General features: G+C 63.9%; 23 protein-coding genes and 3 pseudogenes. 12 read left to right on the top strand and 14 right to left on the bottom strand.

Going from position 1 to position 24262, the window contains the following annotated elements; all coding sequences use genetic code 11:
* Nucleotides 1-2: 2 nt before the first annotated feature.
* Nucleotides 3-233, top strand: coding sequence for a hypothetical protein (locus NP4_RS06820; RefSeq protein ID WP_067993524.1), 231 nt, complete (start codon nucleotides 3-5; stop codon nucleotides 231-233).
* Between the two features lie 155 nt (nucleotides 234-388).
* Here the strand turns inward: NP4_RS06820 and NP4_RS06825 are convergent, their stop codons facing one another.
* Nucleotides 389-1207, bottom strand: a complete 819-nt coding sequence (locus NP4_RS06825; protein WP_245997258.1) for an aminoglycoside phosphotransferase family protein — start codon at nucleotides 1205-1207, stop codon at nucleotides 389-391.
* 175 nt (nucleotides 1208-1382) lie between these two features.
* Between NP4_RS06825 and NP4_RS40750 the strand changes: the two genes are divergently transcribed.
* From NP4_RS40750 to NP4_RS40755, 3 genes are all read left to right on the top strand, one after another.
* On the top strand, nucleotides 1383-1772 hold the full coding sequence (locus NP4_RS40750; RefSeq protein ID WP_147287879.1) for a hypothetical protein: 390 nt from the start codon (nucleotides 1383-1385) through the stop codon (nucleotides 1770-1772).
* A gap of 59 nt (nucleotides 1773-1831) precedes the next feature.
* A complete protein-coding gene (locus tag NP4_RS06830) occupies nucleotides 1832-2956 on the top strand; it encodes a hypothetical protein (RefSeq protein WP_147287880.1) in 1125 nt (374 codons plus the stop codon).
* A gap of 592 nt (nucleotides 2957-3548) precedes the next feature.
* Complete coding sequence (locus NP4_RS40755) at nucleotides 3549-4037, top strand: hypothetical protein (protein WP_147287881.1); 489 nt, start codon at nucleotides 3549-3551, stop codon at nucleotides 4035-4037.
* Nucleotides 4038-4681: 644 nt separating this feature from the next.
* On the opposite strand, the gene NP4_RS06845 is transcribed toward NP4_RS40755, so the two are convergent.
* Nucleotides 4682-4885: a hypothetical protein gene (locus NP4_RS06845; RefSeq protein WP_067993531.1), complete on the bottom strand. Its 204-nt coding sequence runs from the start codon at nucleotides 4883-4885 to the stop codon at nucleotides 4682-4684.
* Between the two features lie 288 nt (nucleotides 4886-5173).
* Between NP4_RS06845 and NP4_RS06850 the strand changes: the two genes are divergently transcribed.
* Together NP4_RS06850 and NP4_RS06855 are read left to right on the top strand one after the other, a co-directional pair.
* Entirely contained in the window at nucleotides 5174-5602 is a 429-nt protein-coding gene (locus NP4_RS06850) for a hypothetical protein (protein ID WP_067993532.1), read from the top strand.
* A complete protein-coding gene (locus NP4_RS06855) occupies nucleotides 5574-6032 on the top strand; it encodes a hypothetical protein (protein ID WP_067993533.1) in 459 nt (152 codons plus the stop codon). Before NP4_RS06850 ends, NP4_RS06855 begins: the two co-directional genes overlap by 29 nt.
* Here the strand turns inward: NP4_RS06855 and NP4_RS06860 are convergent.
* Nucleotides 6020-6505: a hypothetical protein gene (locus NP4_RS06860; protein WP_147287882.1), complete on the bottom strand. Its 486-nt coding sequence runs from the start codon at nucleotides 6503-6505 to the stop codon at nucleotides 6020-6022. The two genes, NP4_RS06855 and NP4_RS06860, sit on opposite strands and share 13 nt — an antisense overlap.
* 350 nt (nucleotides 6506-6855) lie before the next feature.
* On the opposite strand from NP4_RS06860, the gene NP4_RS06865 reads away from it, so the two are divergent.
* Both NP4_RS06865 and NP4_RS06870 read left to right on the top strand, forming a co-directional pair.
* Nucleotides 6856-7425: a hypothetical protein gene (locus tag NP4_RS06865; RefSeq protein WP_147287883.1), complete on the top strand. Its 570-nt coding sequence runs from the start codon at nucleotides 6856-6858 to the stop codon at nucleotides 7423-7425.
* A gap of 51 nt (nucleotides 7426-7476) precedes the next feature.
* On the top strand, nucleotides 7477-8862 hold the full coding sequence (locus NP4_RS06870) for an MFS transporter (protein WP_147287884.1): 1386 nt from the start codon (nucleotides 7477-7479) through the stop codon (nucleotides 8860-8862).
* Between the two features lie 120 nt (nucleotides 8863-8982).
* Here the strand turns inward: NP4_RS06870 and NP4_RS06875 are convergent, their stop codons facing one another.
* Entirely contained in the window at nucleotides 8983-9294 is a 312-nt protein-coding gene (locus tag NP4_RS06875; protein ID WP_067993792.1) for a transcriptional regulator, read from the bottom strand.
* On the bottom strand, nucleotides 9291-9746 hold the full coding sequence (locus NP4_RS06880) for a hypothetical protein (protein WP_147287885.1): 456 nt from the start codon (nucleotides 9744-9746) through the stop codon (nucleotides 9291-9293). The genes NP4_RS06875 and NP4_RS06880 overlap by 4 nt, the downstream gene beginning before the upstream one ends.
* 274 nt (nucleotides 9747-10020) lie before the next feature.
* On the opposite strand from NP4_RS06880, the gene NP4_RS06885 reads away from it, so the two are divergent.
* A complete protein-coding gene (locus NP4_RS06885; RefSeq protein WP_067993543.1) occupies nucleotides 10021-10374 on the top strand; it encodes a class I SAM-dependent methyltransferase in 354 nt (117 codons plus the stop codon).
* Between the two features lie 10 nt (nucleotides 10375-10384).
* Complete coding sequence (locus NP4_RS06890; RefSeq protein WP_245997271.1) at nucleotides 10385-11047, top strand: LysE family translocator; 663 nt, start codon at nucleotides 10385-10387, stop codon at nucleotides 11045-11047.
* A gap of 441 nt (nucleotides 11048-11488) precedes the next feature.
* Here NP4_RS06890 and NP4_RS06895 read toward each other — a convergent pair whose 3' ends face one another.
* The 9 genes and pseudogenes from NP4_RS06895 to NP4_RS06945 form a co-directional block, all read right to left on the bottom strand.
* Nucleotides 11489-11968, bottom strand: a complete 480-nt coding sequence (locus NP4_RS06895; protein WP_147287886.1) for a hypothetical protein — start codon at nucleotides 11966-11968, stop codon at nucleotides 11489-11491.
* Nucleotides 11969-12343: 375 nt separating this feature from the next.
* Nucleotides 12344-12943: a hypothetical protein gene (locus NP4_RS06900; protein WP_067993551.1), complete on the bottom strand. Its 600-nt coding sequence runs from the start codon at nucleotides 12941-12943 to the stop codon at nucleotides 12344-12346.
* Between the two features lie 185 nt (nucleotides 12944-13128).
* Nucleotides 13129-13788, bottom strand: coding sequence for an RHS repeat-associated core domain-containing protein (locus NP4_RS06905; RefSeq protein ID WP_169813677.1), 660 nt, complete (start codon nucleotides 13786-13788; stop codon nucleotides 13129-13131).
* Between the two features lie 501 nt (nucleotides 13789-14289).
* A complete protein-coding gene (locus NP4_RS41550; RefSeq protein WP_067993559.1) occupies nucleotides 14290-14592 on the bottom strand; it encodes a methyltransferase family protein in 303 nt (100 codons plus the stop codon).
* Nucleotides 14593-14958: 366 nt separating this feature from the next.
* Nucleotides 14959-15776, bottom strand: a pseudogene (gene istB / locus NP4_RS06915) (IS21-like element helper ATPase IstB).
* Nucleotides 15776-17006 (bottom strand): annotated as a pseudogene (gene istA, locus NP4_RS39730) (IS21 family transposase). Before istA ends, istB begins: the two co-directional pseudogenes overlap by 1 nt.
* A gap of 638 nt (nucleotides 17007-17644) precedes the next feature.
* A complete protein-coding gene (locus tag NP4_RS06935; protein WP_067993568.1) occupies nucleotides 17645-18031 on the bottom strand; it encodes a hypothetical protein in 387 nt (128 codons plus the stop codon).
* A 45-nt stretch (nucleotides 18032-18076) separates the two neighbouring features.
* Nucleotides 18077-18301 carry a helix-turn-helix transcriptional regulator gene (locus tag NP4_RS06940; protein WP_174556100.1) on the bottom strand — a complete coding sequence of 75 codons (225 nt, stop codon included), beginning with the start codon at nucleotides 18299-18301 and terminating at the stop codon, nucleotides 18077-18079.
* An 822-nt stretch (nucleotides 18302-19123) separates the two neighbouring features.
* Nucleotides 19124-22333 (bottom strand): glycosyltransferase, encoded by a 3210-nt coding sequence (locus NP4_RS06945; protein ID WP_169813678.1) that lies wholly within the window; start codon nucleotides 22331-22333, stop codon nucleotides 19124-19126.
* 634 nt (nucleotides 22334-22967) lie between these two features.
* Between NP4_RS06945 and NP4_RS43525 the strand changes: the two are divergent.
* Nucleotides 22968-23364: pseudogene (locus NP4_RS43525) on the top strand (transposase); the annotation flags it as partial.
* 277 nt (nucleotides 23365-23641) lie between these two features.
* Nucleotides 23642-23878: an integrase core domain-containing protein gene (locus NP4_RS43300; RefSeq protein WP_373863811.1), complete on the top strand. Its 237-nt coding sequence runs from the start codon at nucleotides 23642-23644 to the stop codon at nucleotides 23876-23878.
* Nucleotides 23879-24262: the final 384 nt, after the last annotated feature.

Genomic DNA, 24262 nt, shown 5'->3' on the forward strand with positions numbered 1-24262 from the left:
CGTTGACCTATTTCGCCGGGTCGGATCCGGCGGGCGGGTTCTCGACCTTGTCGGTCAGTCGTCTCGCCGCGGTCCGGCCAGCTCAGCGATCGCCGCGCGGGCACCGCCTGACCGCCTTCGCGTTCGATGCCTCGATCATCATCCAACGCGGGCGCAATCTTCCCGCCTTTCAAATGCAGTCGGCGGTGCACTACGCCCGCGGCCCTCACACGTCAGGCCTCGGTCTGCACTGAGGGTGCGCCTGCGCGCCCACGAACTGCCGTCAATTCCGCCGCCGGCCTTGGAGTCCGGCACCCGTCCGAACACGGTAAGGAATTCTGACGTTACCGGTGAACGTGTCCGGCTGCCCGGACGTGTCGAGCGGACGAACTACGTCGGTGCGTGTGCGTCAAACTCCGTTCAGAACACGGTCAAGCGCCGCTCGACCGACAGGTCCCCAGTGCGGCTTGCCGCCGGGCAGGCCCCGGTCCCCGTTGTGCCCCATAAGCATCAGGAACAGACTCTTCAGAGCGGCCAGACCGCGGGCACGCCGGATCGTCGCCTCGTCCGCTTGCGCGTACTGGTCGAAGAATCGTGCGGCCGTGCCCGTGGGCAGCAGCACCCATGCGGCGGCGAGGTCCCACGCCGGGTCGCCGGCGAACATTTCACCGAAGTCGACGATGCCCGCCAGCGTTCCGTCCGAGACGACGACGTTCGCGGGATGGAGGTCGCCGTGCACCCACACCGGCGGGCCCTCCCACGCGGGGGCCGCGACGGCGTCGTCCCAGACAGCCCGGACCTCGCCAGCGATATCGTCGGGGGCAACGGGCTGGAAGAAGTTCTCGAAGCCGTCGGCGCAGTCCTTGGGATGGGCGCCGCGGTCCCTGGAGATCGGTGCGTTGGCAGGGGCCTGCACATGGAGCGCCCGGAGGAAACGTGCCAGGGTGTCGGCCGCGTGAGCGCCGCGGCTGATCGTGGCGTGGTCCAGCGGCTCGCCGGGAACCCATGTCATCACGGTCCAGTGCTTGGGGAAGCGCTCGGACGGTTGACCGAACCGCACCGGGGTCGGCACCGGCAGCGGCAGGCGCGGAGCCAGCACAGGTAGCCATCGCCTCTCCTCGAGCTGGCGGTCCGGGGTTGGGTCCATGCGCTGCATGCGCACGGCCAATTCGTCTCCGAGGCGCCACATCTGGTTGCCCCAGCCGCCCGACACCTCACGGATCGTCAACCCCCGCAAGATCAGGATGTTGCTCCTGCAGTAGGTCGCGGACCAGGTCCGCGGTGATCTCGATTTCGTTGTCGGCCATACGAACTCACAATACCGAGACCGCCGACCCGCCGTTACCGCAGAACGGCCCAGCAACAGCGCACCCTATTCATGCCTGTGAACAAACTGCTCATGCTTGAATGAGATCTTGTCGGGTTGTGGCCGGTTCAATGAGGTACCAGGCTCGGACGGCGTCACTGTATGGCCCGATCTCGTCGGTTTCGTCGTCGGCTGGGATGGCGTAGAGGTCGAGCCGGGTGCCGTCGGCGCAGATGTCGGCGCGACCGACCTCGAGGCGCGCGGGCTTTTGCGCCGTCAGGATCGACCGGCAAAATGCCTACCGTTCGCCGACGATACCGATAGAGCCCTGCACGCACGTTGGGCAGTCGGCGATCACCCCGTACGTCCGCTGCGGCTTCCGAAGGAAGAACTTCCTGTAGAAAGTAATGTGGTGAAAGGTGCAGTGGGGCTGAGCATCCGAACGTTAGGGGAGGACGTCTCGTGTGGCGATGGAGCAAATCGGTAGCGGAACGGGCCGCCGCGGCGGCCTGGAACAGCTGGCGGATCCGCGAGCCGGAGCCGACTGTGCTCGACCCGGAGGACTGGAGAACAAACGCTGACCGCGATGGCGGACGCGCAGGCGAGTATGCCCCGCCGCGCAAGGAATACCGATACTGGTCCTCGGATGAGCGATTCAGCGACCTCGTGGATCACCTGTCGCCCTTGCAGTTCGGCGGCTGGTCGATGGGTGAGGTGGCAGATGCCCTGTCGACGGTGGGCTGGAAGCCGTGCCCGCTGGACCCGCCCCGGGTGCGTGACCCGGCGTTGTGGCGCAAACAGGTCGTCGACTGGGAGTTGGCCCCAGGACCGCGCGCTGGGCTGGCGACGGTGATGATGTCGAACGCCGATCCCATGCGGGCGGTCAAATTGACGGTGAACCTGTCCCACGGCATCGACTTCGACATGGATTATGCCGATGGACCGGACTACGCCGAGGTCGCCTTCATCCGCTCGGCGTGGTCGATGCTCGCGAACGATCTCGGCGCCGAGGCAACCTGCTGGAGCGGGCACGGTGCGGTCCCGGCTGGGCGGTACGGCCCGGGGGTGCGCATGGTATGGGAACGGCCCGAGACGACTTGGTCGTTGCGGCTCGACAGCGACCAAGTCGTGCTGGAGCTGATACGCGTCGACAGCGACGGAGTCGAACGACAGGAACCTCACCCGGTGTGGTGTGCGGTCAACTGGGCGGTCCCGCCGTCGGATCACGAGCCCGACTCGATCGCCGACTGGGACGACGTTCGCACTCGTACCCATACCGCATTGTCTGCGCTGTGCGTCGATGTTCCCACTCTTCCGGCACGATTCCAGGTACGCCTGCGTTCTGCGTCCGACCCGGACCGCGCTGTCACCGTCTGTAACGAGGACAGCGGGCTGTGGCTCGAAGTGCCCGCCACCCTCGGCGACACCGCTGTGGCTCGCCGTGCTGTGCGCGAATGGACCAAACACGGGGGTGTCTGGCGACTGCGGTTCGGAGAGACCGGAGTTGAGCCGGGGCATATAGCCGCCGCTACCGAGCAGTTGGCGGCGACACTGATAGCTCTGGGGGTAACGCCCTCGGACCTGAGGTATCACGGTCATCTCGACGCGCGGCACCGGACGTTGCGACTCGACCTGCCGCAGCTCGGAATCGACCGCGACAACCAACCCTGAACGCCGGAAACTCAAGGCACGGAAATCATCTCGACATCGGCAACGCCCGGAACTAGCTCCCGTATTTATCAAGTTCGGTCTGTTTCGATGGCCCGTTCGGCTCCCCTCGGACCCCGAAGCGGGCATCGTGGGCGGGTGGATGCGATGGCCGCGGGAAGCCAGTTTCGGGCAACGCGCTTCGGCGCTCGCGTCCTCACTCCCCCGTGCAAATTCGGAAAGAGTTGGTTAGTCGACATCGCGCCACCCACGCAACACCCAGGCGAGGATGAGACCAGCGCCCCCTAGCACGGGTCACGAAGTCATCCGGCGGCCATGGTTCATCGCTTCCAGAGTGATCTCACGAACACTTCGGCACTCAGCGCGGTCGTATCGGGGATCAGCCAGCTCGTCTTCCACTGCTCGCAGGATCTCCTCGATCACAAGAGCACGCCCATAGGGCTGGGAGTGCGGATGCGTGGCCTTCCGCAACGCATCCGCAATCGAGTCTCTCAGTTCTGGCCCTAACCGATCCACCCCCTGAGAGATACCCAACCAGGCGAACATATGTTCGGCAAACCCGCCATTCCACACTGTCGAGCTTCCAGGAGTTCCGATGGAGCGACGCATCCGCCAACACCAACCTCCGACGCACGTCCAGCGCTCTCGACAATTCGTCACGGCAGGTGTTCCATGGAATGAACCTTCACTCCAGCACCACCACCAGCGGGCACAATCGTTGAGTCCGAACACCATTCAGCGGCCCGCGACGACGTCGCCGGGATGGAACACCGACATGGTCAACGATCTCGCCTGCCCGACCTGCCACAGCCAGGACTGGGCCCAGAGCATCCCCGCCCTGCGGGCCACTGGCGTCGCCACGACCCACGAGACCGGCTACTACACCGGGATCGGCGTTGCCTCGTCCGGTCTAGTCCCGGTGATCGGAACCAGTGTGACCGCGCGGACCTCGAGCACCGCGTTGGCAGCCTCACTCGCGTTCGAACCACGTCAGGTGCCGACCGGACGATTGTTCCTCCTCGCGTTACTTCTGGCGATTCCACCGATCGGGTTTGCCGCGTTCACCGCCAGCGGGGGTCGATAGTTACCACGGCACGTACCCGCCCAGCGCGTTGTCACTGGCATTCAGCTATGCCCTGGTTTTGGCGGGGGCCGTTCCTTCGATCCTCGTCTTCGTCGCGTTTTCTCAGCGCGTACGTCGCAACACTCGAGTCGCCCGCGGGCGCGGCGCCGCATTCGCGGTCTGGCGCGCCGGCTTCTACTGCCACCGCTGCGGCGTCTGTTACTGGCCCTATCCCCCATCCCCCGAAATCCGTGCGCGGCACCCATTCTCGGTAGACGGCTTCCGTACGATCGTATGGAACGCGGGCGGGTACGCCCACCGTTAACTCACGCCTGATGCGACGCCGCAGCACGAACCAAATACCCGCTGCCGACATAGGCTTCAAGCTCCCGTCCGAATACCCGTCGCCGCAACAGCCTGGCGTGCGCCGCGCCGCACATCGGCACGGCAGCCTGTCGGGGAAAGAAGCATCTGCCCATCGCTGGTGTTCGGATAGATCGTTCGGTGGACAAGTCATTCAGCTACGTCAACGCATCCGCCTGAGCAGCAGACCTTCCAGCGTCGCGGACCGCGAAATCAGTCCCTCCGACCGGTCCACCGCGAGCAGCGGACGGACTTGAGGCGGGTCGATGGGCGGCCGGATGGCTGGCCGCCCGCGTTTTGATTCACTCGCCTTCGGTCACGGTGGTGTCCGGATGACGTCGGCTGGTTTCCGGCTTCACGAAGTGTCCTGTGATGGCCGACCGGTCACGCCGCTGGTCACCCTCATGAGGCTCGTCCTCGCCGAGAGTCGTCCGCGGATTGTCTGCCGCCGTCTCCTCGGTCACGTACTCGCCCGTTTCGGCGGAGCGATAGCTCTTGGCTGCCATGACACCCTCCTCATGGTCGGTTACGTCCTCTTCTCGACCGCGCGGTTATTGTCGGATACCGCTGAACCGGCGGGCGAAACCCGCACCACCGGGGCAGCCGAGCGCCCCGGTGAATCAGAACCGGCCGCAGGGGGCAGTCGACCTCGGTGCCGCCAGGCGCCGGCCACAGCAGGTAGCGTGACGATTACTGGTGTTCATGCTGGCAGTGGCAGTACACGAGTGCCTTCCAGTCGCCGATAACGACCCGAATCATCGACGTCTGAACCAGCCTCGACGGGAGCGAGCCAGATGAACGAGAAGGACAACGTGGCCCGATTTCCGACCGTCGTGCCGAAACTCGATCGCGCCCAGCGGCATACGGTCGAGCGGATCCAAGACGCGGTGCGCGACTATTGCCACGCCGGTCAACGCCTGAGCCGTCGGCTCCGCGAGATCGACACGATGCTGCTGATCGAAGGTGCGGTCGACCATCTGATGGACGACGCGTCTACTGATCTGGCCGAGCTGGGTACCGCGGTGTCCAACCACTACGTGCGAATGCGGACAGTGGTCGACCTTGCCCAGCGACCTGGACGACGCGGTACTCGCCACGTCGATCACCGAGGGCGCTGCCGCAGTGCAGCCAAAGCCCGCACCTGCGGCGCGGCCGACACCCGTGAAGTCGACCAGGACGTCAACGGTGTCGAATGTGGCCGAGCTGGAGGCGTTCGGCGCTGATTCGGTGGTGATCCAGACAGCGAGCGAGTGGGATGTGCGGCCGCGTCCGTATCAGCGCGGTGATGACGGGCGATGGCACGGAGCGGGGATCGCCCGTAGTGGTATCTCCTCGCGGGAGCTGTGGGACCGCGGCGGCCAGATCACTGTGGCGCTGCTCAGCGAGCGCCCGATCACCGGCAGCCTGAACCAGATCGAACAAATATCGGCCGCGGCCGCCTTCTACGGATGGCGCCGCGCCGCCGCTGGGGCGACGGATGTGGAACTCGAGCGTGACGGCGTGACCGTCGCGCTCGGGTATTCGGCAGTCAGCGGGAATATCACCAAGGCCCAGCGCCGCAGGCCGGACGGCGGCGTGGAGAAGGCGGCGGTGGTAGGCAAGTTCGGGACTGTGCGGCGCTGGCTGACCGAGGGAGCCGATCAGTCGTTGTAGTGGTCTGGCGGGGTGACCTGCTCGGTGGGCGCCGTGACACTGGTCCATTGCTGCAGTTCGGCGCTCCATCCCAGGATCTTGCCTTGCACGCTGGGATCGGTGGCGTCGAGATCGAGTAAGGCCAAGCGTGCTTCGTCCGGCAGATCAGCGGTGACGAGAATCGCTGCGGTGCCGCCGTTGTCGACATCGAGCACGGCAGCCAGTTCGGCGGGACCAGAGGTGGCTTCGCGGCGGAACCATCGCTGACGTAACCTGCTCGGCAGTCCGGCGACTCCGTCCGCGGCACGCTCTCCAAGAGATTCGAGAAATGCCTTCGCGAAAATCGTCGCGGTCGGCGCGACCACGCCGAAGGCCGCCGACCAGTGTAGAAACTCATCCGGAAGCGAACCATACTCTGCTGGAGGGGTATTCGAGGTGACAGGACGAGGAGGCTCGACCCTGGTAGGTTCGGATGTCGGCCAGTTCTGGTCCATTGCGAGAGTCCCCCAATCATGTTGGCGCGAGCCACGATTGTAGGCACAGGAAGGTGCCGGGTGCGGACGGTGTCGACCGACAGACAGTGACTTCCTGCAGCGGCTCGGTCGGTGACTCACCACCGCCAACACCACACGCCTGACGAACTGCGCTGGCGCTCCGACACCGCCGAGATCCAGCGCGGAACAACGTCCACACATGGCTCGGAGCGGGCGTTGGTCAGTCGCCCAGATCGCCTGCCCGGCACCGATTTCCGACGCACTAAACGTCTTTCTATGCCGATGAGCGAGTGTTCAGACAGCTGTTTCTCGGTTGCAGGAAGATCTGTTCGGGCAGTAGCTTCGGTCGGGTGATCGAGATCTTGGACGAGTTGGATGTTCTCACACAAGCTCACCTCGATCTATCAATCCTCAGCCTCGCTGGTGTTCCCTACGGCTCGGTTGCCGCCGAGCACATCGAACGCGACCAGGTCACTCAGGTCACGCTCGCACCGATCGTGCGGACAACCAGATCCTCGGGTGGGGCTCGGCATGACTACTACGACGAGAATGGTCGGTTACTCTCTCGAACACAGGTGATCGACAGTGTCGTCCAGGCAAGCGGCATGGTCCATTTCGCCGATTACAGGAGCTATCTGGTCAAGGATGGGATCATCGTTGGGTTTGCCCTGACAGGCGACCGTCGGGGGCATCTTGCGCACTTCGCGCACTTGAATTCGTACGATGAGTTTCTTGCTGTCTTCGGCTCGCCCGATCAGGTTGAAGAGCATTGGGACACGGGCGAACTCATGAGCTACAGCAACCACTACTGGGCCAGCCGCAAGATGGCCAGCTGGGACTGTTGGGACGAGCGGCTGTCGTTGGTGAACCTGGGTGATTATGACGCCAACCTCTGCAGTGTCGGTCGCCTACCGAACTGAAGCCCCCCTCGCAGTCCGCTTCGCTGGGTCAGCGGGCTCCTGTCGAACTGAGTGCGTTCGAGCGATATCGAACGCACTGACATGCCGCGGTGCGCGCGTTGGTCAGTCGTCCAGACTGGTTGGCTCCCATGGCTTTCCAACGCACGCACATGCCGATGTGCGGGCGTCGGCGAGCTGCCCGGGCCCGGCCGCTATAACGTTGTGTCGATGGAGCGCACGACCACCGCGACGACACGCCTCGGCGTGGGATTCGGCTTATTGTGGTCGGCCGCAACCCTTTCCAGCTTCGGCGACGGGGTGACCCGGATCGCCGCCAACCTGCTGGCCGTGTCGATCACCCGCGACCCAATAGCGGTGTCGGGACTGATGATCGCCCAGATCGCCCCGTTTCTCGTGTTCGGGCTGCCCAGCGGAGCCATCGTGGACCGACTCGACCGCCGCCGCCTCATGGTCATCGCGACGGTCGTCCGCATCGCTATGCTCGGCACCGTCAGCGCGGCCGTCGCTACCGGCCACGCGAGCCTGCCGCTGCTCTACATCACTTTCTTCGTCGTCGGCTGCGCCGGTCTGGTCTTCGACAACGCCTCCGCCACCGCCATTCCCGCCCTGGTCGCACCCGGCCAACTCGAACGCGCCAACGGACGCCTGCAAGCCACCCGCTCGGTCACCGAACAACTGCTCGCCCGTCCCCTCGGCGTCGCCTTGTTCGGCATCACCGCCTGGACACCGTTTCTCGTCGACACCGTAGGTCTCGTCGCAGTCGCCGTCCTGGCAGGCACGCTACCGGCCACGGTCAACCGCCGAGCCCCCACCGCCACCCGGCAGCACCTCGCTGCCGCGGTCGTTGACGGCGCGCGGTGGCTGTGGCGAAACTCCCTGGTCCGCACACTTACGCTCACCGTGGGACTGTCCAATATCGGTCTCGGCGCGATCTTTTCCCTGCTGGTCCTGATCGCCCGGGAACGGCTTGGCGTCGGCAATACCGGTTACGCGGTGCTGCTCCTCGCCGCCGCACTCGGCGGCGTCTGCGGTGGTCTCACTGCCCCTCGCATCATCGCCGCACTCGGCCCAGGCACGACGCTGCGCGTGGGCCTGCTCATCGAGATGGCCTCGTACGTTGGGATGGCACTGACCCACAGCGCCGCCGTCGCCGTGGCCATCCTCATCCCCTTCTCCATCCACCTGTCGGTGTTCACCACCATCGGAGCCTCACTACGCCAGACACTCGTGCCCTTCGACCTTCTCGGCCGAGTGCACAGCGTCTACCGTCTCGTCGGTGCTACCGGCCTGTTCCTCGGAGCTTTTCTCGGTGGACTGCTCGCCAGCCAATTCGGTCTCGCCGCACCCTTCTGGATGGGACTCGCCTGCGCAGTCGTGTTCACCATGGCAGCCTGGCGAAAACTCAACAACCACACCATCACCGCCGCCCGAGCATAGCGGACCAAAGGCGTACAGACTCTACCCAACAAGAGTGAGCGATACTGCCGCGGTGCGGGCGGGATCGGTCGGCGGCGCTCTGGAGGCGGTCAGCTTTCAGCAGAATCGAGTCCCGACGGTTCAGGGTGTCCGTTGCCCGGCCGTGGCCGCGGCCGCGGCTATCTGTTGCAGGGCCGCCACGTGGTCGTGCAGGGCGTTTCGTCCGGTAGCGGTGAGCGACAGCCAGGTTCGCGGTCGCTTGCCGACGTATCCTTTGTCGATCTGGACGTATCCCAGCTCCGACAGGGCTGTGGCATGTTTGGACAGATTCGAGGGACTGAGCCCGCAATATTGTTGCACGGCTTGGAATTCGGCACTGTCACACCCGGACAGGTAGCTGGCCAGCATCAGCCGCGTGGTTGAGTGCAGGGCCGGATCCAGAGCCGGGCTCATCGCCACCGCCTCGGCACCAACGCCACCAGATACCGGGGTTTGTAAAGCGCCACCGCAGTGAACACCGCGACTACGACGCCGAGCCCGAGGTAGATCCCACCCAAGCCCGGGCCGGAGCAGAGCCCGATCACCAGCATGGCCAGAGCGCTGGCCAGCAGAGCCCTGTTCTCTTCGCGGACGGGCCCGCGAACTCCAAAGAGCCCACGTCGACGCCGGACCCACCGGATCAGGCCCACCGCGGCAGCAGCTAACGCGATCGCGCCAGCCCAGTACAACAATCGCACGACACCGTTGGCGGAATACTGGCCGATCAACGCCACCGCGGCCCCCATCATCACGCCACCGGGCACGGCGACCACCAGTGGCATGATCGGCGACGCGGAGGCAAGGTAGGCGGTATCGGCGGTCTGCAGGTGCTGCTGCGCTTCCCGAGCATCCATGCCTGCAATCATGGCAAGCACTTTCCTAATCGGCAAGTAATTTCCTAGACGAGAATCTACGACGGATCGACTCGGCGTATCGGCCGACCGACGATCCACTCGCACAGTCCGGCTACACCGGGGACGCGGCGCAGTGGGGAGACGGCACGCCGTCCGCTCGTGCGGGCGTTGCCGGCGAACGGTAACCGGGCGCTGAGTTTCCTGGACGTCGGCTGTGCCAACGGCCATCTGATGGAGATGCTCACTGTATGGCGGCATACGACGTATCCGCGTCGAGCCATAGGGAGTGGATATCTCTGCTGCACTGGCCGCCCTGGCGCGCGAGCGCTGCCCGCAGTGGGCAGACTGGATCTGGGCTGGCAACGCTTACGACTGGCGTCCGCTGCGGCGCTTCGACGTGGTGCGCACCGGGCTGGAGTATGTGCCCGAGCGTGACCGCGAGCAGTTCCTGGCGCACCTGTTCGAGTTCCTGGTCGCGACTTCGGGGCGGCTGGTGATCGGCATGTTCAGCGAGGAGGCAGACCAGGATCTCCCGCAGCGGCAGGTGATCGAGTGCGACTATGTTATGGGCGGTTCGCTGGCCGAACCGCATTCCCATCCAGCTTTGCGGCGCAAGGCGTTCGGGATCGACGCGCGATAGCGCAGCTCTGGTGAATCGTCGGAAGAGCGGCGAAAATGTTGCGGTGATGTCGACTACACAGACGCTGGGCGTCGCCGGCGTGATGCTGCTGGGAGCGATGGCGCCGGGCCCGGATTTCGTGATCGTCACCCGTCATTCGCTGATGTCCGGACGTCGCGCCGGAATGGCATGTGGAGCGGGCATCGCGCTCGGAGTGTTCGTCTGGGCCGCGCTGACCGGAGTCGGAGTTGCCGGGCTGCTGGCGGCGTCGGCGATCGCATTCACCGTCGTCAAGCTCATTGGCGCGGTTTATCTACTCTACCTGGGTGTTCGGGCATTGATGTCCGCGCGCCGCGGTGACTACGAGACGGCAACCGATACGACCGACCGCCCCACAGGATTGCCCCGGGCATTCCGGCAGGGCCTGCTCAACAACCTGTTCAACCCGAAGGTGGCGGTGTTCTTCGTGGCGCTGCTGCCACAGTTCCTCCCGGCGACTCCGACCGGCATCGACGCCCTCGAAATCGGCGTGGTGACCACATCGGTGACATTGGCATGGTTCATGACGCTGGCCATCGGGATCGCCACACTACGGCAGGTGTTCCTGCACACGCGGGTGCGCAGGACCATCGATACGGTGTTGGGTGCCTTGTTGGTGGGGCTGGGTGTGCGAATTGCGCTGCAGAACAACTGATCTCGTGCCGGAGCCCCGTGAAGTCCCGTGCCCGCGACCGACCGACGCACGCGACCCGGCAGAACGACGAGCCGAGATCATCCGCCCGGATCCATCGTCCGATATCGACACCGCACGGGCGTTCTGCGGCGAGATCGACTGCGGCGCAGAACGTCCGGTATTGCCTGTGCTCTCGAGTGGTGATCGCAACGCTGTGTTTCTCGAGATGCCGAGGGATGCGGTGCGCGATGGCGAGAACCCTGTTGTCGGAGAACGAAGTCGACGAAGTATGGCAGCGATGGCGGTCCGGGCAAGCGGTGAAAGTACTGGCCCGGGAGATGCGCCGACATCCATCGACCGTGCGGGACCTGCTCAAACGCTATGGCGGAGTGCGACCAGCACCGCGTACTGCAGGACGTTAACACACCGGATCTGCACGCTGCCCCTTCAAAGATCACCCGCTCAGCGGCCCGTGGACCGCCCCGTGCGATTGATCAGTTGCCAGTGCTGCGCGCGCCACCAGACAGCGACAGCCAGGCAGACGGTGAGCGCTGCGGCCACCAGATAGCACTGCACGCTCCGCTCGGAGATCGTCTCGAACATCGCGACGGCCTTCTTGGACAGTTCGTGCCGTCCGTGGATCAGGTTGGTGATCGGAACCTCGGTGGTGTCGTAGTCGTCGACGACGTCGGGGATGGTCAGTGCCGAGGTCAAAAGCGCCAGATCCATCAGGGCTATCACACCCGCTGCGACAATTCGCAGCGACCAATTCCCGCGCCACACCACGAAGAGCCCGGCCAGGGTGGCAACGATCATCGGCGCCAGTGCAATCAGAGCCAGGGCACCCAGCGTCAGCACGATCGCCATCAGGAGATACCCGGGCACGAGGAATCGGACCACGATCGCGAGTACGGCGACGACCAATTGGACTGTCACGATCACCGGCACCGCATAGCCTGTCCCCCGCTCATGGCGCGCAGCCGAAACCACACCCGCACCCGTACCCGTACCCGGATTAGGCTGTAAGTCGGTTGGCTCAGGCACATCCATACGATCGAGTATCCCCTGCGTTGTGCTCCGTGATGCCCAGCCCTCGCCGTGCTCGGGACCGCTTCCTCGAAGCAAGACACCGCAGCCTCTGAGTGGCCGGTATCGTCTAGCGAGATCTCCTTTTCGTTTCAAATGAGGGTCCCGTGAGAACGGTTGTCGCCGTGATGGTTACCGACGCGGCGGGTGCGCTTGCCGGCCGCACTCCACTCCGTGGCAGACCACTGCCGGGTCATTTCCGATCTCACTGTCGTCCAGGTCCGTGAGGGTTCAATCATCGGACGCGAGGATCAGAGCCACTTCCCCAGCAGAGCGATCTATCAGCAGGAATTCGTGATAGGTCTCACTGTCGTCCATGAACCAACAGCGAGCCGATTGCTCGAGTTCTCCAAGTATATATCTGCTGGAGGCGGAGCGGATTCGAGATATGATGGAGCTTTCCAGCTCCATCTTGAGGAGGTTAGGAAGAGTTCCGCATCGGGCCGTCCATTCCGTCAACAGCTGTTCGATGGCGTCTGCGTCTGTGGGCAGGTAAATATTCGGAGTGAAGTATTCTATCAGGAACGGGTCGTGCACGGTTATCTCCCGGCCGTCGTCCTGATAGTTCTCCTGGAATTCGGGTGCACTAATGATCGCCTGTACTATCGCGCGATCATCGACGGCGTTGTCCAATATGTTGAATATTTTGATGTCAACCCATTGGTAGGCGCTGCCACTGCCAGGCTCGAAATCGAAATCATTGAAATTAATTAGCCGGTCTTCGCCGTGGCGAATCAGGTCACTCGTCTGGGCTGCTTCCTCTGGATTGGTTAGGTCTGCTCGGCAGTTCACCATGTACCGGCCTGCGCACTCTAGTACGAGGTCGCTCACGGAACGAGTCCGGGAGCGACCTACGTCGTCAGTGAGAGGAGGGCCTATTCGGCACCAGATGTCGCCCAGCCTGATCTTTGTGTCCGGCGACTTGGAGAATGGTCCGGTGTACTCCGCGGTCGGACCGCCAGTCGATTTCGCATCGTCGCGCACAGAGTATTTGCCTCCGCCCTTCTCCCATACAGTCACATTCTTGGGTCCTCCTTTCTAGGTTTCTCCCATCCACTTTGCTCGAGATTTCGTTCGAAAGATCCTCGGGTCGTGTCCGTCTTGCGATTCGGCACCGAGTTTCCCTTGGTCACGTCTTGATATTCCGAGTAGTTCTTGGGTCCGACGAAGGAGGTTTTTTCGACAGCTTTCTCTACTGCCGGGGCCTCTTTCTCGACACCCTTGACGATACTGCCTGCCAGCTTGCCCCCGGGAATCATGCCCACGGCGTCGGCGGCTGCCGCTGCGTAGTTCCCCTGGGCGAGTTGGCCCGCTGTTGCGACGCCGGCCGCGACCGTTCCGATCGGCCCGGGCACGAACGACGCCACTTCGGCCGCGTTTGTGGCGATATCGACTACGCCGCTCCAGCTGATGGTTCCGGCCAGGTCGAAACTGTTGATCGGGTCGCCGTTGACGTAGTCGTAGTCGTTTGCCGAGCCGCCTGCCACCGGATCGACTTGCAGGAACCGGCCGAGGACAGGGAGATAGGTGCGGGCTCCCATCTCGATGGCTTGTTGTCCGGCGAGATGCTCAGCGCCACCAGCAGCAGGTGTTGGGCCAAGAGGGACAACCCTAGGTTGAGATCCTCGCCGAGCCTTCGTCTCGGTGCCACCCTGCATGACCAGCGATTTCGACATCGGAAGAGACACTCCAGTACCGAAATCCACCGTCTGGTCTCCCATTCTCCCCTGATCGCAGATTCGGAACCTTCCGGGGAATCGATCGCACTTCAGGTTCCGAAGCGCATACACACTCTGGCCTCGACAGCAGGTGACCGGCCCGGCGCGGGGTGCAGGCCCAATCTGCTGTCGGGCCGGGACGGAGACTCATTCCAGCCTCTGCCGTCGACAACTTCTGAAGTCTGGTGCAGTGCTAATCGCTGGGCGGCGGGGTGGAACCTGATCGCGCCGTAGCGGATGTACGTCAGGTTGACGTCGACGAGCGAGGCATCAATGAGGATTGCGCTAATCAAGATCGCGCGTCAAGGTACGCGTTGTTCAGCGCGTAGCGTTGTTCGCGCCTCGCGACCGATTCAGGTGGACCCGTTGTGCGTGAAGGGTTCCCGATGGTCGCGGCCGGTGGCAGAAAGACAGGCCGTGGTCGTAGGAAAGTCCCCTTACGGATTTCGGCGTTGCTGCTCACGATCTCGGCGTAATCGGTGAATTGCGGTATCGCGCACCGTCTTTGGCCAGCAACCCCATGGAGGTGCAGGCCGCCAGCAGGATGTCCGCAGGCCGATCCTCGATGCCCAACTGCTCCGCAACTTCGCCGCGAGTGAGTCCGCCGGGTCTCGCCGCGGCATCGAACAGGCCGACTTCCAGCGCCGCGGCCAGGGTCGACGCTGCCCAGCCGCCCTGCACGATCTGGAATAACGGAATCGGCGTGAGACCTTCAGGCGCCTCGCGGTCCGCGGCAGAAGCGCTGGTGTCGATGTCACTCACTGACAGTCTCCTTGTCCAACTGGCCACGGACGCAACACAGCACGAACCGCTGACATCGAGATCAACCCCCTCGCAACAGCCTGGCCGTGAGTATCGCTCTCCTCGAACCAGTAACCGGTTACAGGCCGACGTTAACAGAGAACCGTCTGCGGCACATGAGCTTTCGAGATGGTTGAAGAACAAGTACGCCACTGTCTCAGTGGCGCTACGTTCTAACCTTCCACAGCTGTGACACCCGACGGATAGCCGAGCAGCCCGGGGCAATGCTGGTCTCGAATTCACGCAGATTTTGTCGGCGGCACGCCAATCTTGATCGCGTCCCGGCACGTCAATTCTGACCAGTCTGGCCGGTGGTTGTGGTTGGTTTCATTCTTCAGTTGTGCCGGCGGTGGGGACGCGGCCGAGGTTGCGGTCCTTGAGCCGGTAGCTGTCGCCTTTGAGGGCGATGACCTCGGCGTGGTGGACGAGGCGGTCGATCATTGCGGCGACGACGTCGTCGCCGAAGACCTCGCCCTATCGGCCGAAGACCTTGTTGCTGGTCACGATCAGCGAGGCTCGTTCGTAGCGGGAGGAGACGAGTTGGAAGAACAGGTTGGCGGCCTCGTTCTCGAACGGGATGTAGCCGACCTCGTCCACCACGAGAAGCGGGCCGGTTGCAGGCCGAGTTTGATCAGCTCGGCCTGCAACCGGCCCGCGTGGTGGGCCTCGGCGAGGCGGGATACCCATTGGGCGGCGGTGGCGAAGGCGACCCGGTGCCCGGCCTGGCAGGCCCGGATGGCCAGTCCGATGGCGAGGTGGGTTTTGCCGGTGCCGGGCGGGCCCAGGAACACCACGTTCTCTTTCGCAGTCACGAAATCGAGGGTGCCCAGGTGGGCGATCACGTCCCGTTTGAGGCCGCGGGCGTGGCCGAAGTCGAACTCTTCCAACGACTTCCGGTAAGGGAAGCGGGCCGAGCGGATGCGTCCCTCACCGCCGTGGGATTCGCGGGCGGAGACCTCGCGTTGCAGGCAGGCGACGAGGAATTCCTCGTGGCTCCAGTTCTCGGCGCGGGCGCGTTCTGGTAGCCGCTGGGCGGCTTCCCGAAGGGAAGGAGCCTTCAATGCTCGGGTGAGGAAGTTCAGCTCGGCGGTGAAATCCCTTGCTGTGGTCGATGTTTTCGCGGTGGTTCGGGTTCGTCCGGGCATCAGGCCACCCCGCCTTCGGTGTCGAGGTTGATGCCGAGCGCGGTGTCGTAGTCGGTCAGGCTGCGTTGCTCGACCTCCGGTTCTGGTGCCGGTCGCAGCACGCCGATGCGGCTGCGCCGCCACGCTTTCGCCGCTGCGACATGTTCGGGGTTGGAGATGGTTTGGTGCCAACCCCAGATCCGCTCGTGATCGGCGACGATCCGGCCACCGGAGAACACCCGGACCCGGTCCAGGTCGGCGACGATCTCGACCCGGCGGCCGATCACCGCCGGATGCACCGAATAGTCGTTGGAATCCAAGCGAAGGTAGTGATCGCGCGGCAGCCGCGCCGACCGGCGCCACCCGGTCTGCGGTGCCACCGGCGGCAACGCCAGCATCGCCCGAAGGTCGGCGATGATCCGATCGGTCGGCGCGCACCCCAGCGCGCGACGCGGCCGAGCGTTCACCAACTCCAGCCATTCGCTGAGCTGGTTTGTTGAAATCGGTTGGACCGCTGAATGTTCGACCCGGCAAGAACGATCGCTTGAGATAGTCGTGTGCTCGTTCGATCATGCCCTTGGCTTCCGGATCGGCGGGTTTGCACACGATCACTTTCGTGCCCAGCGTTCCCCGGATGCCTGGCATTCGGCGGTGAGTTCGCTGCGGCCACCACGCCAGCGCCCGATCGCGCCTTCACCATCCCAAACCAAAACCCTTGGCACCGAACCCAATCGGTGGATCAGCATCCACCATCCGGCGAACAGATCCTCCGCATGACGCGACGGGATCAAAACCGCCATCAGCCAACGCGAGTACCCCGGCACCATCGTCAACACCGGCAGTTGTTTCGGGCCGCGGACCTGCCCCGACTCGACCGGCAGCTCGATCGACGGGAACCAGAAATCGCACTGCGCGATCTCACCGGCGACATACGCCGTCCGCGATGCCGGATCCGGCGGCAGATACACCGGCCGCAACTCCGCGACCCGGCCCGAGAGCACCCTGATCGAGCGGGTCCAGCCGATCCGCTCGGCGATCACCGTCGCCGGCATCGTCGGATACAACCCTCAGCAGCTCCCGGATCTGCGGCTCGACCGCGTCCACGATCGACCCTTTCGGCGGCCGATCCGACGCCAACGCCGCTTTCACCGTGTTCCGAGAGCAACCCATCACCCGAGCGATCGCCTGAACCGGCAACCCCTCACACCTGCGCAAACGCCGAATCTCCGCCCAATCTTCCACGGAAAGCACCAAATGCCGGTAGCCGAGATTGCGGACGACCTTGTCCCAATTCGTCGCGTAGCGCAGCGTCGCTCCGCTGATCGCACCGCCACGAGGACCAACGAACAACCGCGCGTCGGGGTTACCTCGGCACGCGGCGATCCGGGCCAGGATCATCGGTCGCAATTCTTCGATGATCGGGACTTGGCGCGCCCGATTTCCCTTGGTCCCCTTATCGATCAGACCTCGTGAAGTCCGCGTCGTCTGGCGACGGACTGTCCAGATCCAGGTGTCGGTGTCGATGGCGCGTAGTCGGCAACCGGCCACTTCCCCGATTCGCGCCGCAGTGCCCGCGGCGAACATGACCGCACTGCCCCAGCTGCGATAGTTCCCCGGCGACGCTTCGACCAGGGCGTCACACAACTCAACCAGCGCGTCCCAGTCCGGAATCGCCAGCGCCCGAGGGTCTCTCAGCTCATCTTCGATCTCCTTGTACAGCGCCTGCCAGCCACGAACTCGGGCCGGGTTGTCGTCGCGCAATCCGTCTCGCTTGGCCTGCTCCATTACCCGGACCAGGACCGCGATCGTGTTCTTGATGGTGGACTTGCTACAGCCCTGTTCTTCGATCCACCGGACGACGGCGCGATCGATCATTCCGTAGGTGATGGTCAGGATGGGTATGTGCCCAACTCGGGGAGAACACGCAGACGCCAGCCCGACAGATAGGGATCCAGTGTCTTCTCCTCCAGACCTTTGAGTGCTATCTCCAGGTTCGAGTTCTCCGAGTCCAGCGGAACCAGTTCCGCGTACTCGCCGAGGCTGAGATTGGCTCGAACCGGGTCGATACCGCGGTCGGCGAGCCGGGTGATCTGCTCGGTCCACTCCTCGGCCCGTTCTCGTGTCTTGAACGAGACCGATTTCGAACCCCGTTTGCCTGTTGTCGGATTCGTCCAGCGCGCACGTGCGCGGAACGGTCTACCGTCGCCTTTGAGTTGCAGTTCCTCGATGTCGACGGACACGTCGATGCCCAAGGGCACCTGAAGTCGTTCGGACATGGCGCCACTCCCCCGTTCACACGCCGCGCAGCGCGGAAGTTGGGGTCACGCCGGCCTGACATGCCGTGCCTCGAGGTACGCGTCGATGTCGCTCTCCGGATATATGGCGACCCGATCCGACAAGCGAACAAAGCCCGGCCCCTGTACCGGCCGGGCACGACGCCACCGCCGCAGTGTCGAGGTGTCCACACCGAGCAACTCGGCGACCTCGCCGGTGGTGTACATCCGCTGATGCAACAGAAACCCCACGGTGCGACCCGTTTCCGGCATCCCGCACCTCCCTCCCTCGGATACACCCCACAGAAAGCCTCTTCAACCACAGATGACTTCGGAAGAGACCTCGCCGCGGCATGAACCCGCTGAGCCGAAGGAAGCAGACGATTAGGCGAGTCCATCGCGGGCACGCAACTACCCGGCAAACCCGTTGTGGGATGTGGGGACCACTCGACCCCGAAGAGTGATGATCGTTGTTCCCGCAGGTCCCGGTATACCCGGGACCCGGGCCTTGGTCCAAGATTGGTCCAAGGAAGAAGACCAGCGAGGGGGTGAAACCCCCTCTGACCTGGTCGGGCTGACAGGATTCGAACCTGCGACCCCTTGACCCCCAGTCCGAAAATATCGCCCGAAAGGGATCTTTCGTGCACGTAATGCCCGTTGTGTTCGCATGAATGACGAGCATAACAGCAGGTCACGGGTATAGCGTGCCGATCGGGTGGTCCACGATCGGTCTCCATTCCACGTCGACCACCACGCTCTGGTCCACGATTGGTCCAGGACTAATCGGACAGCGGTTCTGCAATTCCTCGATCGAATCGGGCCATGCAGAGTTGTCAGCCAGTTGGGCACAATGGTGTACGCGCCATACCCGCGTCGTGAAGATCATGGCCTGGCAAACCAGGCCGACCCGTGCACCCGGGCGCGTCCGCACGGCACATGCCAGTTAGGAACTGAACACGTTCCAAGCACGTTGCGACCGCGGGCTCAGGTCCTCCGCCGAATCTTGCGGTAGGTGCACCACCGGTGGCCCGGCTGCGAACACAGCCGGTCCACCGTGTCAGTTCCTGTGCGTTTATGCTCACACACCAACCCGCATCACTTCATCTCCGCCGGAATGGATCGGGTCCACCGCCGCAGCGCCGGTTCCGCAGCATCGGACCGACGGAACGCAGCCTGAATATTGCTTTCGAGTAACCACCGATCCGACTCGGACACCTGCACCAGCCCCGCCGCGGATCCCCGCAGTCGCGCGGCAATCCGGTTCAGTTGGTTCTGGCGCTCCTGTTTCGACGTCCCGAACAGCCACCGCTCGGATTTCCAGCGGTCGATATCGACACTTTCGGCAATGAACTTGTCGGTGAAGACACCGGCCTCCTCCCGCATCGCTTTCAGCACCGCATCGCCGCTCAACTTCTGTTGCAGCTCGGCCAGTTTGGCCTGGATCTTGCGGTCAGTGCGACGCAGGACGGTCTGCGGGTCGGTGGTATCCTGCTCGTCCGCCTCGCCGTTCGGACGGCCCGGACTCCCCTGTTCCGCACGGAATTTCAGCTCCTGATCGACGGTCTGCACAGCCGCATTGTGCAGCACGATCGCCTTCTCGGCCTCGTACTGCTGCGTGATCGCGACATACGCAGCCTGCAGCCGCCCTTCGAGGCCGCCGGACTCCTTCACATATTTCTCCCAGGCGGACTTGCGGGCTTGCTCGAAATCGGCCAGAGAGGGAATCTGAGCCTGCTTCCACTGATTGACGAAGAAATCCACCACGGCGTAGACAACGACCGCTGGCCACAGCGGTGACAGGGCCAGGGCATCCATGGCGAGGCATTTCGTCAACTCCAGGGCATTCTGCCCGGTGCTGCTGCGGTCGCTGTCGGCTGTGGCCCGCACCGCACAACCCACGAACGGCACGATGGCGGTGATTGCTGCCGCCTTGTCCCAGCTGGCGGCATCGTCGCTGCTGAAGGTGTCGTACATTCCCTTGGCCCACAACGCCACACCCGCCGCCGCGGCGGCACCGCCAGCCGCCTTGCCCGCCGTACGGAGATTGTTGGTGAACTTCGCCTTTGTCTGCGGGGACAGCTTCATGTACCCCTCGAATCGCACGTGAATATCACGCGGCGACACCACCGAACCGTTCCGCGCCACCACCCGGAGGCCGTGCTGTCCGGCCAGGCGTTGGAACTCCTCGGCGATCCGCGCCTCCCGCTGTGCCTGTAGCTGCTGCCCCACCCGCGACGGGACGCGTTCGGGCTCCGGTTTCGGCGCAGATTCCTCGGTCGGCGGCCGAGATTCTTCCCCGCCAGGCGGACAGGCGTCCACGGCTCGCTTGCACCGGACCGGATCGGCGGGCTTCGGCTCCGAATCGGACGGATCGGCGTGCACGGCAGGCGGATTCGCACGGCCGCCCGGCGGGTCGAGTTCGACCTCGATGCGCGCCGAGCGGCGCGCCTCCTTCGGCACCTCGGATGTGCGCCCTTCGGCCCGGATCTCGATCCCGCGTGGGTCGTCGTAGAACTTCTTGATGGCGGAACTCGTGGCCTCGTCGACGCCTTGGAGCTGCTGGCCGATCTCCTTTATCAGCAGCTCGCGCGTCTTCTCCGCCCGCAGCTGTGCGGTCTGCCGTGCGGACTCCTCCCGGCCGCCTGGCGGCAGCAGGCTACCGTTGCCATAACCGATGATCACAACCTTGGGCAGCTGCGGCAACCCCGCGGCGTGCCGCTGGACGGCCGCCTTCACGATCTTCGTCGCCGACTCGGCGATCTCCTTGGTGCGCACCGGTTCTTTGGCGCCTTCGTCGAACCGCACCACCGTGGACACCGAGCGCTCGGGGGTGAAGTAGAAGTTGCCGGTCCCCTCGAATATCCGGGTAAGGTTGGCAACGGTCTCCTTCGGCAATGGCACACCGATCGCCGAAACCCGCTCCGGCACCACGCCTTTCGGCAGCGTCTCACGGAAGAACCGCAGGGCGTCGTTCCAGACCGCGATCCGTTCGGTCTCGGGCAGTTTGTCGATCACCTGCGCGGCGGCAGGCAGGAACACCACCCCTTCCCGATTGGCGAATTCGCGATGCAGATTCACCACCGCGGATCGCAAGGCGGCCGCCACCTCCTCTGGCGACGCCTGGCTCTGGGCGGGCGGTTTCAGCCAGCTCTGCGCCGAATCGACCTGAACCACATCATGAGGCACCGTCTCCAGCTGCCGCCGAGGTTCCGCACCGTCACGCCCCAGCCGTCGCGCCAACTCGTCGAAATTGCCGGAGGTGGGTCCGGTGCGTTCGATCGTCTCGAGTCGAGGGTCGAACTCCACTTCATTGGCCATTCGAACCACATTCTGGTTTTCCGGCTTCTCCCAGTCGCGCATATCGCGCCGGGTGACGTTCTCGAATCTGATCCGACCGAAGCTCTTGGTGAAGTTCCCCTCGAGGATCCGCAAATATACGTCGGTGGCCTTGGTGTTCGCCGCCGAAACGATGACCGAATTGTTGAGCATGCCCAGCCGCTCGACGGACAGTGCGAATCCGTCACGCGAGCCGGCGATCCGGTCCACGGTCACTACCACCTTCGGCTTGACGAGATTGTCACCGTCGGTATATGCACCGCCGAATCGGTGCAGGATCTCCACCCGGGCGATATCACTGGCCGAGGCATAACCGGTACCGGTGCCCCGGGCCCGCTCGGTCAGCACGTGCGGCGCCAAACGCATGGGCGCTGCCGCGGAGAACACCTCGTCCACATTGATCAGCCGTATCTTCTCCTTATCCGCCCAGCTCAGCATGTCCGCAACCTGCTGTCGACGCCCGGCCAGCTCCTGCTTCGACCGACGCGCCGCCTGCACCTCGGCGACTTCGGCGCGAGACACGTCGGTCCACAGCTGGAATTCGAAGTCCGGATTCGCCTGCCTACCCGCGGCGAGATTCTTCTTGAACTTCTCTCGCGGGCCGCCGTCGTCGTACAGCGGTCCACCGAACCAGATGCTGTGCACCAGATGCGGAATCTCATGTGCCGCACCACTACCCGACACCTTCGCCGCGCGCTGTGCCAGGGCGGCCGGCCGCAGCCGCTCCGCCGTCGGCACCGGTCGGGTCAGATCGAGTCGGGCGAAGAATTCCGATCGCTGCGGAGCCGACAGTGCCGAAAAGTCGTATCCCGCCAGGAATTCCGGCGGCTGCGGCGCCTTCCGAACCCCGAACGGATCCGCACCGAGCACCTTGACGTGGTCATCAAGAGTAGCCGGTGTATTCCCTTCCGGCGCCACCGGATCGGCGTGCACCACCGCGGGCGGCAGCACCACATCGACGGTACTCACCCCGTAGCATCCGATGAGACCGACCATGGCCAATTTCTGCAGCTGCGCCGCCGCTTGGACGGTTCGTCTGTTTCGACCGCGCCGAGCACGCTGGGTCGCTGATGTGGTCAACAATTAGCATTCCTTCCCGAAAAAAGAACAACAACACACACCAGACCGGCATGGCGGTACCCCGCATGGGCACACGAATGCCGTTCCCGGTGAATGTGAATTAATGAGGCACCGGTTCGACAACCGCATCGTCCACGCCGACATCGAGATCGAATACGACCGCATCTACGTGGCCGACGAAACGACCGCGGCACGCGTGCTCTCGCACGACTCGAACCGGTACTCATCGTACAAATGGGATGTAATGCGACCAAAGAACTTCAGCTGGACGTCAACAGGATGAAGAATCGCTTCGACAACTTGCCATGCAGCGCTCTTGTGCGCGGTCACGCAAACTGCGCGGGGCGGTCCGCGCCCATGAGCACGAACCGCCCCGGAGCCGACGGCGCGCGTCGACCGGACCAGAACCCCCGCTCCTCCCCGCACTCACGGCATTCTTCGACGACATCCTTGTCATGGCCGAAGCCAAGTGAATCGCCCGGTGTTTTGTGTGCACCCCTTTCCTCGAGAGGATGTGCAGATCATGCCAGCGAAGTTCGATGCAGCGACCCGCGCGAAGGCCGTGCGGTTGGTTCTCGATCATCGTGAGAACTATCCGACCGAGTGTGCCGCGATCAAGGCGGTATCGTCGCGATTGGGGATGACCGCGGAGGCCTGACGAAAGTGGATCCGTCAGACCGAGATCAACCGGGGTGAGGCCGGGGGAACTTCGACCGAGGCGGCGCGGATCATCCGTGAACAGAAACGCAAGATCGCAGAACTCGAGCAGACGATCGAAATCCTGTCGGCAGCAACAAGTTCTTCGCGCGGGCGAGCGACCCGCGACAGAAGTAGTCTGCACGTTCATCGCCGAGCATCGAGCTCGGTTCGGGGTCGCTCCGATCTGCCGTGCGCTGACCGCGCACGGCGTCAAGATCGCTGATGGACGCGCCGGACCGAATCGGCCGGGACTTCACCGCGCAGACGCCGAATCAGCGCAGGTGTGGCGACAACACCTACGTCAAGACCTGGGCAGGGAGGGCGTATGTGGCCACCGTAATCGACCTGCACGACCGCGCGGTGGTCCCGCTGGGCCATCGCCGAGCACATGCACACTTCGCTGGTGATCGATGCCCTCGCCAGGGCACTCGCGCGCCATCTGCCCGGCAAACGTGTTGTGTACCATTGCGATTGCGGCAGTAAATATACGTCCACCGAATTCACCGCTTCTGCACGAACAACGGCGTAAAACGGTCACTCGGACGCACGGGATCATGTTTTGACAATGCCGTCGCCGAATCGTTCTTCGCGACCTACAAGAAGGAACTCGTCCATACGCGGCCATGGCCGACGCTCAAGGCTCTGAAGGAGACGTTCGATTGGATCGAATTTCACTACAACGCAATTCACCCGCGCACGACGCCCGGCTGGTTGGCACCAAGGCAATACGAGTAAGGTTACAGAGAAATCAGTCAGATCGCGGCTTGATCCCGAGTCCAAGAAATCGGGAACACTCCACTTGAAGACCGCGCACGCTGCACACCCCGAGCGCGCTCCGGTAACCCCGATACCATCGAGCTAGCGGTGGATTCGACCCCCACATCGCGAACTCCCTCGAGTAGGTGATCTACCCTTCGAGGGTAATGGCGAAGAATATCAGGAAGCCAGCTTCCGGTTCATCGCCCACATACCAAGGCCACGTCCGGCTGGGTTGCCAGGATGAGCCACTGACTATGGGGATTCGTCCACAACCCTAGTGCTCCATCTGCGTAACGTGAGCACACGATGGAGCAGAGCGGTGTCGACGGTCTCGGGTAGGCCGGTCGTCCAGATCGCGTC

Origin of the sequence: Nocardia pseudobrasiliensis NBRC 108224 (genome assembly GCF_001613105.1) — a bacterium.
GTDB lineage: Bacteria > Actinomycetota > Actinomycetes > Mycobacteriales > Mycobacteriaceae > Nocardia > Nocardia pseudobrasiliensis.

Bases quoted from the DNA above. Each gene is read 5' to 3' on its own strand.
- NP4_RS06845 (WP_067993531.1), bottom strand. From the start codon at position 4,885: ATGGCAGCCAAGAGCTATCGCTCCGCCGAAACGGGCGAGTACGTGACC.
- NP4_RS06875 (WP_067993792.1), bottom strand. From the start codon at position 9,294: ATGAGCCCGGCTCTGGATCCGGCCCTGCACTCAACCACGCGGCTGATG.
- NP4_RS06940 (WP_174556100.1), bottom strand. From the start codon at position 18,301: ATGCCGGAAACGGGTCGCACCGTGGGGTTTCTGTTGCATCAGCGGATG.
- NP4_RS06860 (WP_147287882.1), bottom strand. From the start codon at position 6,505: ATGGACCAGAACTGGCCGACATCCGAACCTACCAGGGTCGAGCCTCCT.
- NP4_RS06880 (WP_147287885.1), bottom strand. From the start codon at position 9,746: ATGATTGCAGGCATGGATGCTCGGGAAGCGCAGCAGCACCTGCAGACC.
- NP4_RS06850 (WP_067993532.1), top strand. From the start codon at position 5,174: ATGAACGAGAAGGACAACGTGGCCCGATTTCCGACCGTCGTGCCGAAA.
- NP4_RS06905 (WP_169813677.1), bottom strand. From the start codon at position 13,788: ATGTCGAAATCGCTGGTCATGCAGGGTGGCACCGAGACGAAGGCTCGG.
- NP4_RS06935 (WP_067993568.1), bottom strand. From the start codon at position 18,031: ATGTCCGAACGACTTCAGGTGCCCTTGGGCATCGACGTGTCCGTCGAC.
- NP4_RS40755 (WP_147287881.1), top strand. From the start codon at position 3,549: ATGGAGCGACGCATCCGCCAACACCAACCTCCGACGCACGTCCAGCGC.